We start from the raw sequence: 13,848 nt of genomic DNA on the forward strand, positions 1-13,848 counted from the left end.
GTCCCAGCTCGTTTTTCGATCCGGAAAAACCTCCAGGCTGGGGCCGATGTGGTCTACTCCGGGCGTAAGCCGCCCCATCAGTACCAGCCCATCTTGAAACAGAGACCAAGCCAACCAGCGAGCGCGACTAGAGCGGCAATGTTGATGTACTTCTGAGCGTCTTGCATCATTGCACCGCAATCAAAGGCGCCCCGCAATTCGGAGCAACGGTGATTTGCCACTACCCGTTCCCGCCTCTCTGCCCTTGACCAGATCAACAAGGTTCCGGTTTCTGGCGCTCGGTTCATCGCGGGAGCTCGGGGTTTCTCCACCTTATGTGCTTTGGCGTGTTCTTCTCGACCTGCGGGACCATGCGGGCGGGATCGGGACCGCCCGGAACGCCCCTGGGACCGAGCAGCTCACGCGTAATGTCATCCTCGGTTCTTTCCGGCTCGACGCCGTTGATGGGCCGCTGTCGCACGGGAGCGACCTCCTGATGCCCACGGCAAGCTCAGGTCACCTCAGGCTTGAAGGTCTGCGGCTGCTGCTCTGGCGGCGGCATTTGAAAAGGAATGGGGAACGGCGTGCGCGCGAGGCTTACCAGCGCCGCCCGTTCCTCGGAGAGACGGCTTTCGATGTACTCGCGCTCCAGATCGGAAAGGCGGGTCTTGAGCAGCCGGTGGTAGCGGTGAATGCTATTGCGGTGGGTGCGCAAGCGGGCGAGCTTTTCTTCCAGAGTCATCATCGTCGTCCTCGACGGTTACAAGCAATCCTTTCCAAAAGAGGTCGGAGGAGCCCTCCGGCGTGAGACTTAGAGAGGCTTGATCTTGTTTCAAGATGGATCAGAAGATTGGACCAATTGCCTCAACCTCAAGCCAGCGTTCTGTACGCTCCGTGCTCCCCAGCGCGGGGCCGGATCATGGCAACCGAAAATCCGCCATGTGCTCTTTCATCGTCCCGTTGAATGTCCGCTTGTGGCCCTTCTGCGAAGTTGCGCCTTGGCGGTCGGAAGTCCGCTCGTTGAGCCAGAGCGGACCAGAGTTGCTCAACCTGAGTTCTTCGCATTGTGACCCGTTGCGGACCTCCCCGAGAGTCGGCATTGTCATCCGATGTTCAACGAGCTGCCTGCCCATATGCGTACATGGTCGCTCTCATTGGCGATCTATTGCATGACGTGCACCGGCGCGACCGCCTGCGCCACCTTGGTAGGACGGAGCATCATGTTCGAGCAGGTCCCGACCGACATCGATGCATCCGAGATCATCGAAGCAACCATCCATGACCGCACGCAGGTCAGCGACGCGCGAGGTTTGCAAGGGGAGCTGTTGAGCGCACGCGTTGATCGTGTGATCAAGGGATCAATCAAGACAGACACCGTGAAGATACTTCTGCATCGAGGCTGTCCCCGCGCCAGCGGGGGGCGGGGCATTATTCTCGGCTATCTGCAGGACGACCCGTTGCTCGGTCTTGTGCTCATACCGAAGGACCACATGGTCCGCTGATGGCCAGATAGCGAAGTTCGGTTTGGCTCAGATATGGTCTGCTGATCGGGGCACACGGGAAGTGTCACGGCGCCATCCAAACCGGCGCTTTTGACCCATAACGGACAATCGATGAGCATCTCGTCGAGAGTCGGCACTCGACCCTCGGTGGGCTAGTTTCATTCTAGCAGCGGCTTAAGCTCCATTTCCGCCGCCGCCCATCCCCGGCAGATCGCTGCCACCGTTGTCTGTCCGATCTCGTGACGTCTTTGTGCCCTGCCGAACCGCAAAGCTAATAAACCCGACAAGGAGTATGAGGACGAGGAGTGGTCCTATCCAATTTGGCATCAGCTTCTCCCGTTAGACCGCCTCAGTTGGCGACCTCTTTCATATCATCCTAAGCGTGCAATGTTGCCTGTTGGCCCATCTGCGAAGTTGCGCCGCATGTGCCGGAGGTCCGCTCACCCTTCCTCAACGGACGCCGCGCGGTAGCATAGGGCGCTAGGCTCCGTCGCTTTTTGGCACTCACAACGGATTGACTGCCAACCCGATGGAGAACAGGCTGTTTTAAGTCATGATCCGACACCTGCCTTCAATGTTAACGCGAGAAGAACGTCTTAAACGGAGCAAGGAAGCCGCGCTCGCGCTTCTGAGCGCCGGTCGTATGCGTGAAGCGGTTTCGTCGATAATGACGGATATCCTCGATGGCCCAAGCAGCGCATTGCCTCATGAAGTCCATGCTTTCGGCATCTGTGCTGCCGCCGCTGGCGACACAAACGCGGTGCGAGAATACATCGAAGGCTTTATCTGATATCTCTCAGCTCTATGTCCGCCTTTGGCCCACCGCTGACTTCGCCTCTTAGGCTCGCAGCGTCCGCTTCCGAGGGCTGAGGGGAAACCGTCGCCGGAGCCGCCGAGGGCAGCCTTTGCCCCAAAGCCGACCTGCCGCAATGGAATGAATGCAGACGACAAGGAGCTGCCGGAGCCAACACGGCCTTACTCGAACGTACCCGGCTAGGCTTTCCTGCCTGACGACGGATCACCGGTCGGACGTCAGCGACTGGGGTCCGGACGGAGTACATCAGTCCTGATTCAAGCCGGTCCGAGTGTCAGCGGTGGCGTCCGCTGGGCGTCGACTCGCCGGACAGCCGACCCTCACGTACCAAAGCCTCGCTTCGTACCCCGCTGTGCCTTGAAACCTTGCATCTCAAGCTGCAGAATTGCCAGGCACCCCAAAGGCTGACGATGGATGCCGCTGCGGCAGGAACAACGGGTTGAGCGGCACCTTGCCGCGATTTTTGCGGCGGACGTCGCGGGCTACTCGCGATTGGTAGGCCTGGACGAACTTGGCACCTTGAAAAGCCTCGCCAGCGCGCGTGAGGTCATGGACACTCTCATTGAGGAGCATGGGGGCCGGATTGCCAACACTGCGGGTGACAGCGTCCTGGCGGAGTTCCCGAGCGCGGTCGATGCCGTTCAATGCGGCGTTGCGGTCCAAGGTCGACTGCTAGAAATGGGACGAGAGATCGCTCGAGACCGGCGTGTCCAGTTCCGGATCGGTATTCACGTGGGGGATGTCGTAGCGCGCGGGCGAGATCTGCTTGGAGATGGGGTCAATGTCGGCGCGCGGCTCCAAGAAGTCGCCGAGCCAGGGGGCGTGTGCATCTCGGGCGCCGTCTACGAGCAGGTCCACAAGGCGCTCCCATTCTCTTTCAAGAATCTGGGTCTTAAAAAACTCAAGAACATCGACCGAGCGGTCCAGGCCTACGCTGTTTCGAGCGAGAGCCTGGGCTCGGCGCGGACGGGCTTCGCCGACCCGACCGCGCACGATGGCGCATCGCAGCGGGCGCGAAGCATTGCCCTTGCTGCGATCGCCGTCGCTTCCCTGGTGCTTGCGAGCGCGGGCGGAGCCGTGTGGTGGATGGGGGCCCAGCAGCGAGGCGGGGTGCAGAACGCGGGCGACAGCACCCCGGTGCGGTCCGACAAACCCTCAGTTGCCGTGCTGCCGTTCTCCAATCTCAGCGACGACAAAGCCCAAGAATACTTCTCGGATGGGATTACCGATGATGTGATCAACGAGCTTTCCAAAGTGGCCGGGCTCTTCGTCGTCGCCCGCAACTCCACCTTTACCTTCAAGAACACTGCCGTGGACGTGCGAAAGGCCGCTGCGGATCTCGGGGTCCGCTACGTGGTGGAAGGCAGCGTGCGCCGAGCCGCGGACCGGATTCGCATCAACGTTCGACTGGTCGATGCGGCGAGCGGCGGGCAGCTCTGGGCAGATCGCTACGAGGGCGCGATGGGAGATGTTTTCGGGCTGCAAGACGAAATCGCCGGCAAGATCACGCGAACATTGGCGGTTCAGTTGACATCCAAGGAGCAGGGGCAAATCGCCACCAAGCGCACCGAAAACCCGGTGGCCTACGACGAATTCCTGAAGGGTTGGAACAGGTACCTTCAGCAGAATCCGAAGGCCGCGCGCGAGGCGATCGGCCACTTCGAGCGAGCGATCGAAATCGAGCCGAATTACTCTCGTGCTTTTGCTGCGCTCGCGGCCACATACTGGCAGATTGCAAGGAGACAATGGCAGGAAGAGAGGTTCGGGCTAAGATCGGTGCACGATGCGCGCTTGAAGGCTGAAGAGTACATCACAAAAGCACAACAGTCTCCGATTTCCCTCAATCATCAGGTCGCTTCGGCCATTCTGTCTCAGCAAGGAATGCACGAGAAGGCGATCAAAGAGGGAGAGCGAGCAATCAGCATGGATCCCAACGACGCGAACGCCTACGTCGCGCTCGCTGGAGCGTTGAGCTTAGCCGGTCAGCCGGCCAAGGCTCTTGAGCTCGTCCTCCATGGCATGCGGCTCAATCCATTCTCCCCACCTTCTTACTTTTATGAACTCGGATTGGCCCAATTCGGGTTGGAGCAATTTCAAAGTGCAGCGGCAAGCTTGGAGCGGGCTATCGCTCTCAATTCAGACGACCGATGGGCTTATCGTGTACTTCTCGCCGCCTACGGCCATTTGGGCCGGAAAGCGGACGCTGAACGGATCTTTTCGTTGGCCGAGAAGAATCGACAGGGACTAGACCCACTCTCTATTCGAGGAACTGCTTTCTGGTATCCCTTCAAGGATTCAGCGGATTGGGAACGCATGGCGACGGGCCTCAGACTCGCCAACGTGCCCGATTAGCGGCCTCAAAATCTCATTACCTGACCTGGGGCGACGTCCAAGACCTGGACACTAGTAGATCCTAAAGCTTTCTTGAATTCGGCCGGGGTTCGGTTCAGCACCGGAAAGGTGCCGTAGTGTATTGGTATCACCGCTTTCGGCTTGATCAGCTCCCGAACCGCGTAAGCGGCTTCGTCAGGCCCCATGGTGAAAAAGCCCCCGATGCACACCAGCGCGAGGTCCGGGTTGTGGAGCTCCCGAATGAGCGCCATGTCGCCAAAGGCGCTGGTGTCGCCCGTGTGGTAGACCTTGAAGCCGTTCTCCATCTCAATCACGTAGCCAACGGAAACTCCGGCCCCTCCGCCTTGCCGGATGGATGCTGACTGGTCAGGGTTCCTTATGCCGAGAATATTGTAGTCGAGCGACGAGCTGTGATCGGCCGGCACCATATGGATCTTGACGCCCCGGCCGAGCGGCTCGGCCATGCCGCCCCTATTCATGGCAATGACGTTGTTCTCTTCAAGGAGACCCAGCGCGACAAGATTTCGTCCGAATTCGTAATTGGCAAGAACCTTGGCGCCCGTCAGACGTGCCAGATCGAGGAGATCGGAAATATGATCCTGGTGGCCGTGCGTCACTAGGATCAGGTCCACTTTTCCAATCGCCTTCAAGTCCCGGTACTCAGGCGGCGTCTTCGGGTTTCTGGTGAGGAAGGGATCAATCACTATCACTTTGCCGGCGACACTAGTGATGCGGGTCGTTGCGTGCCCAAGCCAAAGCACTTCCACCGGTTGGGCTGCGGGATAGCCCGGGACGATCACGAGAAAGAAGCTCACAAAGAGAGCCCACTTGGCTTTCATTGGAAACTCCGAACAACCGCTTCTGCTTTCGTGATTACTCTATCACGGTATTCGACGGAGTCGCACGCGATCCGACTGAGAGCCCCGCGGAACTTGGAACCATGTTCAGACGATCTAATTGGAACGTTGTCCATCTCAGCTGAGGACCAGCAGCTGGTAAGCATCTTGATGAGGAGGGAGCCAAAAATGGACGACGAACGAAAATCATCAAAAGCGGGGAAACGGGCCGCTGAAGGCTTGCGCGAAGCAGCTTCCAAGGAGGAAGAAAAAACCGAGAGCAAGATGGGGCAGGATCTAGCTAAGGGCGCTGATCGTTTCGAAGAGCGCTCGAAAAGCTCTGATGGAAGAAGCGCAGGCGAGAAACAAAAAGACTGAATCCACCAGCAGACCCGTCCCGGCTTTCCGGCTTTCTGACAGAACGCACCCTCAAACGACTGCGCGGCATCTGCCTGCGCTGGCTATTCGTGCCAAGGAAAGGGGCGGCTCGCGCGTGAAGCGCGCTTATGACCCCACGGCAGACGTTAGGCTGTTCCCGTTGGCAAGTTGCTCAAGGGGCCGTGCTGCTGCCTAAAGCACGGCGACATCGCGAACGCAATCGGCGGACGCTTGCGCGAGCCGCGCTCAGCATTCGACCCTTCAAGGTGAAGTCTACCGTTGGCAGGTGCCACCGCGGCAATGCGACGAATAGTGCCTTCGGTACTCGGCTCCGGGACCGAACCGCAGCGCGAGCCAGTCCTGACGGAGGATGGTCTCACTAGGGGGCGGTCGCAGACAACAGCGTTGAGGGACATTAGTTCGCGTCAGCTTTGGCTCCGCAGCGATTTTCACGATGCACCAAAGCGCGATGCGATTAGGATGAATCGTCATCGCGCTTTAGGTTATTGTTTGAGTATGATCTTATCGGAAAACCGCTACGCACTTTTCCGGATCATGCTCTAACGCACAGAGGCGTCGAATGCCGTCACCCGTTCAAGGCTGTAACAGCGAAAGGAGGCGTTGTCGGTCCTGATCAAGAACACGCTGGGCTCTGCGCAATGTGTCCAACTCTATTTCAGCGGTAGCGGTATCCTTTCCTTCCCGCTTCAACTGAAGGATCGCTCTCTCTTGCTCTGCAAGGCGTCGTTCTCCTTCAACTACATCGCGCTCGACCTGCCTCAACGCATCATAGACGAAGGTCTTGTCCATCAGTGTGCTCAGCTGGCGCCGCCAATCTCTTCTTTTTCGATCAATCTCAGCTCCGTCTCAACGTTCCCGCTCGCCACCGCTTTTCGCCGAAGCCAATCTCATGCGCCGGGCAGATTAAAGCTGCTTGTGCCCGCAGAGCACTGCGCTGGCGCCGGGCTGGTTCCTTGTCTGGCGATTCTTCAGAGCCGCCTCATCGATCCAGGTACCGCTTGGTCCCTCGGTGCCATTGCGAGAGAGAGCAGCCGCACGCGCTCGTTGTCACGCATGCCAGCATTCGGTCATCGTCTTGGATCCAGTCAGGCCCCGAGGAGGCTTGCTTGCCGGCTGTCGCCAGCCACAGCTTGTGTCCCTCGCATGCTCGGGCAGATAGATAGCTCGCCGTGAAGAAACTAATTCCCCAGCGGACTGCATCGTTCAAGTCCTGGCGCAATTAAATTTAATATAATACGCCATTTTAAATGAATTAAATGTTGGACGATATTTAAATTTGGATTAGAATGAGGGCCGCTTGGCGCCGGATGAACGCGTCAAGGACCTCCTAGAAGCGGCCCCATCATCCCGCCCTGTCGCCCCGTTCCAAGGATGTAAGGGCCGCTTCTAGGGCAAATTGTGAGGCAAATCATGCACCTGTCATTAGGTGATTTGTTTCTCATCTCCGCGGCAACGGCTACGCTCCTCATGATTGAGATCAGAGTCTTGATGATCGTGGGTCTGATCTGAGCCAGTGAAGAAGAGCGTAGGGACTGTTCTGAGGACCACCTACATATCACGTCTCGTTGTAAGCGTGTTCGGCCTCGATCGCGCGGAGCAGGGCGGCAAGGCTGGGATATTCCGCGCCATTGCGGGCGTAGCAATTGACGTGCTCGGCATAGCGGGCCGATCCGTCGGGCTTGCCCTGCAAGTGAACAGCAGCACGGCACTGTTGGCGGAGCTCCGGCTCGTTGCTTTCCGGAAAGCATCCGGAACGGAGACGTTCCTATTATAAAGCGAGGAGATTTTCGTCGGGGGCGAGCAGCTTCACGTAAGTGCCGCTTTCGTGAAGCATCAGCTAGATTAGCCGTTCTCGACCGTATAAGGCGAATGCTGGCGCCACACTCTGTGGCGCTGACCTTTCGTTGGTAAAAGTAGCACTCCGCTTGGCTCTGACGTAGATCGGCTCCGAGGCCGGACCGCAGCGCGAGCCAGTCCTGACGGGACGGTCTCACCGAGGGGGCGGTCGCAGAACAGCTACCGCCGGCGCGCCACCGCGACGCCAAACAGAAAGGCGACGAACAGGCTGGCAAGCGGTGCTTCGCGCGTGATCGCGGAAACCGTCGCGAGTGCCCCGCCGGGCTTGCGCGATTCCTCGACTGCGGAGGTGAGGCGATCGACCGCTGCGTGCAGGCCTCCGGCGACTTCACCAATGGTGCGGGAGACGTCCGCGGCCGTATCGATGGCACGCTCGGCCATGCCGGGCTGGGACGAGGATTCCGGTATCTCCGTGCTCAAGGACGCGACCTCCTGGCGTGATGATCGAAGCCGGCACCTTTGGCTATCCGCGCGAGCGCTCGTTTTGAACAGCGGGTCTGGTGACCTTTGGCTATCCGCGACAGGCGCCGTGATTGACGGCGGGTGCCGGCCTTGGATGAGCAATTCAGCGCAGGGGATTTTGTTCCGGATGATATGCCGGCGGCTTGCGCGCTCCCCGGGAAACGACGGGCGCGAATCTCTGTTAGGCTGGGTGAACCTTGCTGACGTCAGGAGACAGCCGTGACCGACCGGACCATGACGGATCGAGCCCGGCACATCGCCTTGCTCGGCGCTCCCATCGACATGGGGGCTTCGCAGCGCGGCACCTTGATGGGGCCCGCGGCGCTGCGCACCGCCGGCCTTGCGACATTGCTGGAAAGCCTTGATTTCGAGGTCGTCGATTATGGCGATCTGTCCATAGCCGACGTCCGGGACCTCACCGACAGGCCGCCCGAACAGGCCAATCATTACCGCGAGATCCAGCGCTGGACGCGCGTTCTGAGCCGCAGAGGCTACGAGATCGCGACATCAGGTGCGCTGCCGATCTTTCTCGGCGGCGATCACACGTTGTCGATGGGGTCGGTCAATGCCATGGCGCGGCATTGGCAGGAGCGCGGCCGCGAACTGTTCGTGCTCTGGCTCGACGCCCATGCCGACTACAACACGCCGGAGACGACGATCACCGCGAACATGCACGGCATGTCAGCCGCGTTCCTGTGCGGCGAGCCCGGGCTCGACGGCCTGCTCGGCGACGATCCACGCGCCCCGATCGGCCCGGACAAGCTCGATCTGTTCGGTGCGCGTTCGATCGACAAGCTCGAGAAAGAGCTGATGCGCACGCGCCGGATCAGGATCGTCGACATGCGCCAGATCGACGAGTTCGGTGTCGCCGTCCTGATCCGCCGCGTCATCGAACGGGTCAAGGCGAGCAATGGCGTGCTGCATGTCAGCTTCGACGTCGATTTTCTCGATCCTTCCGTGGCGCCGGGCGTCGGCACCACCGTGCCGGGTGGCGCCACCTATCGCGAGGCGCATCTGATCATGGAGCTGCTGCACGATTCCGGCGTCGTCGGATCGGTCGACATCGTCGAGCTCAATCCGTTCCTGGACGAACGCGGTCGGACCGCGCGCACGGCGGTCGAATTGATCGGCAGCCTGTTCGGTCAGCAGATCACCGACCGGCCGACGCCGAGCAATGCCATCGCACCAGGCGAGTGATGGCCGCTGGCCTGCAAGCGAAAGGCCGCGCCCATGTCGAGCGCGGCTCTCGTGGCGCCTGATCGGCTGCTCTCACCAATGGCGGTGGTGCCGATGCCAGTGGTGCCGAACGACCGGATAGGACCCGCCGTAATAGGCGTAGGCGGGGCGCACGACGCGGCGATAGCGATAGCCGTAGGATACAGGCGCCGTGTAGTAAGTCGTGGTGTAGCCACCGCCCCATCGATAGGGTTCGTCGTATCCGTAGTCGTAGGCGTAGGGGCCGCCGTAGTAACCGGCACTATAATAGCGGGGACCGCCATAGTAGCCATAGCCGGGTCCCCAGCCGTAGGCGGAGGAGGCAAGGCCACCGATGACGGCGCCTGCGACCAGGCCGCCGGCGATGCCAGGTCCCCAACCTCGCCAATGGGCTTCGGCGGGAGACGTTGCTGCGATCGAGCTCAGGCCCAGAGCGCCGGCCATCAGGGCTGACATTGCAATCTTCTTCATCAACATACCTCTCACATCACATTGCCCTAGGGAATAACGGGAAGAATAAGCAATGGTTGCTGCTGGCCGGTGGCGAGAGCCAATGGGTGCTCGGCGTCGGGACGGCGTCACCGAGAATTCGGGCCTGGACTGCGACGCCTGCAGTTCCCATCAGTTCGACCAAATGCCTCCAAGAGGTTCGGGACTGCCCCGAGCGGCGCGCGGCGCGCCGAGAAAGAATCCGATCAAATCGCCCCTGAATCATTAAATGGTCGAACACCGGGAAAAACCGGAAACTTTGGAGCGTGTCCTTAAGTTGGGACGCCACGAGGTTCGGATTTCCGGAGAGCAGGCATGGACGACGACATGGTCTTGAAGAACGCCGCGGACACCGCCTGGACGGTGTACCGGGCGCGGCACCCCGAGGTCGCCGCGCACGACACAAGGCGCTGTCTGCTGGAACGCCATCTGCAGAGGAGGTGGGAAGAGCACCCAAGCGATACCGAAGAGCTCGCCTCTTTCGGAATAGCCTATCTGCACCGCCTTCCCAGGGATGAATGTTGACGTGCATGAAGATGCTCGTTGTCCGCGTGGCCCGCACGAGCACGAGGCCGAGTTGGACCCTGCTTGCGATTTCATGTCTCATCTCGGCGACCATCGTGACGGTTTTGCGCGTCGTGTGCGAGGGATAGAGCTTGCGCCCCGAGTGCCCGAGCCGGAACTCCACCCAGCAACCCCGTCGCCTCGCGCGAGGCCACGACCGGCGCGGCATCGCCCAACGCTACGAGCCGCAACAGTAGGGGAACCGGAGGGGGCTCGACCGAATTAACCTGCGATAGGAAAATTTCGGACCCTTCGATGGCAAACGGTCGCTTCGCGTACTCCATGTCCAGAGCCCTGCGTCACCCCGGCGTGATGGCGTTGATCGTGGCGGGCGTGACGATTGCGGCCATGCTGATCGTCGACCACGGCCCGTGGAGCCGGGCCAAGACACAGCCGGCCCACGTCGCGATGTACGCGACCACGGGTGAAGCGGCACGGGCCGCTGGCGCCTTGGTGCTCCCGACCGATCCGAAATCGCCGATCGAGCCGCAGCGGCCGAAGACGTCTCCAACCGTCAATCCCGTGACGCCGTAAAGCGCGATGAATCGTCATCGCGCTTTAGGTTATCGTTTGAGCATGATCTTTTCGGAAAACCGCTAGACACTTTTCCGGATCATGCTTTAGCCTCTCAGCTCTTGCGGCCGTAGTTGAGGAGCCCGCCACTCGTCTTCGGCGGATGAGCCCGCAAGGCGTCCTCGTTCGGCTCGGTGCCCCAGCCGGGCCGGTTCGGGATGATGAGATGGCCGTTCTCGATCTCCGGCTCGTGCGTGAACAGCTCGCGATCCCAGGACAGACGATCGATGTCGATCTCCATGATGCGCAGGTTCGGCACCGCGGCGCAGAAATGCGCGTTCATCATCGAGCAGAGATGGCCGTAGAAATTGTGCGGGGCGACGTTGACCTCGAAGGCTTCGGCCGCCGCGGCGATCTTCATCGACTGCCAGACGCCGTTCCAGGGCGTGTCGATGATCGCGACATCCATGGCCTGCGCGTGGAAGTAGGGCAGGAATTCACGCAAGGAGAGCAGCGTCTCGCATGACGAGATCGGGTGCGGGCTTTGCTTGCGTATGTAGGCGAGCGCTTCCGGATTGAAGCTGTCGATCTCGACCCAGAACATGTCGAGGTCGGCGATGGTGCGCAGGATCTTCAAGTAGCCTTCGGTCTTGGCGTTGAAGTTGCAGTCGAGCAGGATGTCGACGTCGGGGCCCGCGCCGTCGCGGATCGCTTCCAGATGCATATGCAGGTCGCGCAGGATCTTGCGGTCGACGTTGATCTCGGGCGCGAAGGGCGAGCCGAATCCGGGACGCCAGCCGGTCGGCTTGCCCTCGTCATAGGAAAAGATGTTGGTCTTGAGCGCGGTGAACTTCTTCTCGCGCACCTCGCGCCCCATCGCCTTGACGCCGTCGAGAGTTTCGATCGCCGGCTTGTACCAGGACGGGTGGTTGATGCGCCACGTGGCGCAATGCGACCAGTAGACCCTGACGCGGTCGCGGATCTTGCCGCCGAGCAGCTCATAGCAGGGGACGCCGAGCGATTTCGCCTTGGCATCGAGCAGCGCATTCTCGATCGCCCCGAGCGCTTGCGCCACCACGCCGCCGGCCGCAGGACGCGTCGCCGCGAACAATTCGGCAAAGATGCGCTCGTGCTGGAAGACGTTCTGCCCGACGACACGCGCCGAGAGGCGCTGGATCGCCGCACCGACGCCGGGCGAGCCAAAGCCTTCGTCGAATTCGCTCCAGCCGACGATGCCGTCCTCGGTCGTCAGCTTGACGAAATGATAGTTTCTCCAGCCGGCATCGCAGGCGAGGATCTCGAGGCTCGTTGCTTTTGAAGATTTGGTCATGTCGCTCCCTACTCGCCCGGCCGGGCTTTTCTTATAGCCCGATCTTGAGCCGGGCCCGGACCGCATTGTTAAGCCAAGCGCGGGGCGGCGGGAAGATGCAGAGATGCGGCGCGGCAGCGCGTCCGAAGCAGGCCTTGCGTCAGCCGATCACCGACGAGCCGAGCAAAGCGAGAACGGCGAGCGCCATGACTGCGGTGCCGAGCCAGCCCAGCGCGATCAGCCAGGAGCGAGCCCTGAAGCGGCCCATGATGGTGCGGTTCGAGACGATCAGCATCATCATCGCCATGATGGGGACGGCGACGATGCCGTTGAGCACCGCGCTCCACACCAGCATGTTGATCGAGTCGATGCCGGTGAAGCCGAGGCCGAAGCCGATGAGGGTTGCCGCGGCGATGATGGTGTAGAAGCCGGCCGCCTCGTCCGGCTTGGCCTCCAGCGTGGCGCGCCAGCCGAAGATCTCGGCAACGCCATAGGCCGCCGAGCCCGCCAGCACGGGAATGGCGAGCAGGCCCGTGCCGATGATGCCGGTCGCGAACAGGGCGAAGGTGAAATCGCCGGCCAGCGGCCGCAGCGCTTCTGCCGCTTCCGTCGCCGAGCCGATATTGGTGACGCCGTTGGCGTGCAGAACCGATGCGGTGGTCAGGATGATGAAGAAGGCGATGCCGTTCGAGAGCAGCATGCCGGAGATGGTGTCCGTCTTGATGCGGTCGAGCTCGTGATCGCCGCCGCGCTTGAGCTGGCGAAGCGGCTTGTCGCGCTCGCCCTGGTTCATCTCCTCGACCTCCTGCGAGGCCTGCCAGAAGAACAGATAGGGGCTGATGGTGGTGCCGAGCACGGCGACCACCATCAGGAGATAATCGGCGCTGACATTCGGCTTCGGCCAGACCGCGGCGAGCAGCGCTGTGCTCCAGGGAATCTGCACCGTGAAGGCGGTCGCGACATAGGCGAACAGCGCCAGCGTGAGGAATTTCAGCACCGGCGAATAGCGGCGATAGGGCACGAACACCTGCAGCAGGGTCGAGCCGGCCGCGAAGATCAGCGCGTGCTCGTGGTTGAGGCCGCCGATGACGAGCGAGAGCGCCTCGGCCATCGCGGCGATGTCGGCGGCGATGTTGAACGTGTTCGCGGCGACCAGCATGGAGACCAGCGCCAGCACCGCCCAGCGCGGCGCGACGCGCATGACGTTGGCGGCGAGCCCCTTGCCGGTGACGCGGCCGATCTGCGCGCTGACGAGCTGGATCGCGATCATGAACGGCGTGGTCAGAAACACGGTCCACAACAGACCGAAGCCGAATTGGGCGCCGGCCTGCGAATAGGTGGCGATGCCCGACGGGTCGTCGTCGGCAGCTCCGGTGATGAGGCCGGGCCCCAGCCGTTGCAACAGCGTCGGCGCGGATTTCGTCGGGGTGAGGGCGCTGTCGCTCATCAACGGGCTCGAACGGGTGCGGGACGTCGTCTTTAGCAAATGCGAATCGACTGCCATAAGTTCCCGCTGCCGAAGCGGGCGGCTGATTTCCGAAAAGGCTAAGTCGAGTT

15 protein-coding genes are annotated in these 13,848 nt (G+C 61.1%); 7 read left to right on the forward strand and 8 right to left on the reverse strand.

Translation table 11 applies throughout. The features are described from left to right. Positions 1 to 490 precede the first annotated feature (490 nt). Positions 491 to 724, reverse strand: coding sequence for a hypothetical protein (locus I6F20_RS34075; RefSeq protein WP_346277105.1), 234 nt, complete (start codon positions 722 to 724; stop codon positions 491 to 493). A 475-nt stretch (positions 725 to 1,199) separates the two neighbouring features. On the opposite strand from I6F20_RS34075, the gene I6F20_RS34080 reads away from it, so the two are divergent. The 3 genes from I6F20_RS34080 (at position 1,200) to I6F20_RS34090 (ending at position 4,647) form a co-directional block, all read left to right on the forward strand. Further along, a complete protein-coding gene (locus tag I6F20_RS34080; protein ID WP_225130301.1) occupies positions 1,200 to 1,481 on the forward strand; it encodes a hypothetical protein in 282 nt (93 codons plus the stop codon). A 553-nt stretch (positions 1,482 to 2,034) separates the two neighbouring features. Beyond that, entirely contained in the window at positions 2,035 to 2,271 is a 237-nt protein-coding gene (locus I6F20_RS34085) for a hypothetical protein (RefSeq protein ID WP_225130303.1), read from the forward strand. Positions 2,272 to 2,709: 438 nt separating this feature from the next. Then, positions 2,710 to 4,647, forward strand: coding sequence for an adenylate/guanylate cyclase domain-containing protein (locus I6F20_RS34090; protein WP_036007663.1), 1,938 nt, complete (start codon positions 2,710 to 2,712; stop codon positions 4,645 to 4,647). A 5-nt stretch (positions 4,648 to 4,652) separates the two neighbouring features. On the opposite strand, the gene I6F20_RS34095 is transcribed toward I6F20_RS34090, so the two are convergent. Next, complete coding sequence (locus I6F20_RS34095; RefSeq protein ID WP_050992072.1) at positions 4,653 to 5,486, reverse strand: metal-dependent hydrolase; 834 nt, start codon at positions 5,484 to 5,486, stop codon at positions 4,653 to 4,655. A 186-nt stretch (positions 5,487 to 5,672) separates the two neighbouring features. Here I6F20_RS34095 and I6F20_RS34100 point away from each other — a divergent pair, with 186 nt between their 5' ends. Then, the gene (locus I6F20_RS34100; protein WP_225130304.1) at positions 5,673 to 5,861 is read left to right on the forward strand and encodes a hypothetical protein; all 189 of its coding nucleotides are present in this window, start codon (positions 5,673 to 5,675) and stop codon (positions 5,859 to 5,861) included. 594 nt (positions 5,862 to 6,455) lie between these two features. Here the strand turns inward: I6F20_RS34100 and I6F20_RS34105 are convergent. The 3 genes from I6F20_RS34105 to I6F20_RS34110 form a co-directional block, all read right to left on the reverse strand. After that, on the reverse strand, positions 6,456 to 6,671 hold the full coding sequence (locus tag I6F20_RS34105) for a hypothetical protein (RefSeq protein WP_036028847.1): 216 nt from the start codon (positions 6,669 to 6,671) through the stop codon (positions 6,456 to 6,458). A gap of 766 nt (positions 6,672 to 7,437) precedes the next feature. Next, entirely contained in the window at positions 7,438 to 7,572 is a 135-nt protein-coding gene (locus tag I6F20_RS38080; protein ID WP_275945419.1) for a hypothetical protein, read from the reverse strand. 326 nt (positions 7,573 to 7,898) lie between these two features. Continuing rightward, positions 7,899 to 8,159 carry a hypothetical protein gene (locus I6F20_RS34110; RefSeq protein ID WP_225130306.1) on the reverse strand — a complete coding sequence of 87 codons (261 nt, stop codon included), beginning with the start codon at positions 8,157 to 8,159 and terminating at the stop codon, positions 7,899 to 7,901. A gap of 261 nt (positions 8,160 to 8,420) precedes the next feature. Between I6F20_RS34110 and rocF the strand changes: the two genes are divergently transcribed. Next, a complete protein-coding gene (gene rocF / locus I6F20_RS34115) occupies positions 8,421 to 9,398 on the forward strand; it encodes an arginase (protein WP_225130308.1) in 978 nt (325 codons plus the stop codon). 72 nt (positions 9,399 to 9,470) lie between these two features. Here rocF and I6F20_RS34120 read toward each other — a convergent pair whose 3' ends face one another. Beyond that, positions 9,471 to 9,887, reverse strand: a complete 417-nt coding sequence (locus I6F20_RS34120) for a hypothetical protein (RefSeq protein ID WP_036007763.1) — start codon at positions 9,885 to 9,887, stop codon at positions 9,471 to 9,473. Between the two features lie 333 nt (positions 9,888 to 10,220). Here I6F20_RS34120 and I6F20_RS34125 point away from each other — a divergent pair, with 333 nt between their 5' ends. Continuing rightward, the gene (locus I6F20_RS34125; RefSeq protein WP_036007651.1) at positions 10,221 to 10,430 is read left to right on the forward strand and encodes a hypothetical protein; all 210 of its coding nucleotides are present in this window, start codon (positions 10,221 to 10,223) and stop codon (positions 10,428 to 10,430) included. 294 nt (positions 10,431 to 10,724) lie between these two features. After that, positions 10,725 to 11,003 carry a hypothetical protein gene (locus I6F20_RS34130; protein ID WP_036007648.1) on the forward strand — a complete coding sequence of 93 codons (279 nt, stop codon included), beginning with the start codon at positions 10,725 to 10,727 and terminating at the stop codon, positions 11,001 to 11,003. Between the two features lie 94 nt (positions 11,004 to 11,097). Here the strand turns inward: I6F20_RS34130 and I6F20_RS34135 are convergent, their stop codons facing one another. Together I6F20_RS34135 and I6F20_RS34140 are read right to left on the reverse strand one after the other, a co-directional pair. Beyond that, the gene (locus tag I6F20_RS34135) at positions 11,098 to 12,312 is read right to left on the reverse strand and encodes a mandelate racemase/muconate lactonizing enzyme family protein (RefSeq protein ID WP_225130310.1); all 1,215 of its coding nucleotides are present in this window, start codon (positions 12,310 to 12,312) and stop codon (positions 11,098 to 11,100) included. A 139-nt stretch (positions 12,313 to 12,451) separates the two neighbouring features. After that, the gene (locus I6F20_RS34140) at positions 12,452 to 13,738 is read right to left on the reverse strand and encodes an NRAMP family divalent metal transporter (RefSeq protein ID WP_225130312.1); all 1,287 of its coding nucleotides are present in this window, start codon (positions 13,736 to 13,738) and stop codon (positions 12,452 to 12,454) included. Positions 13,739 to 13,848 lie beyond the last annotated feature (110 nt).

This window comes from Bradyrhizobium sp. IC3123 (assembly GCF_020193625.1).
In the GTDB taxonomy this organism is placed as follows: Bacteria; Pseudomonadota; Alphaproteobacteria; order Rhizobiales; family Xanthobacteraceae; genus Bradyrhizobium; species Bradyrhizobium yuanmingense.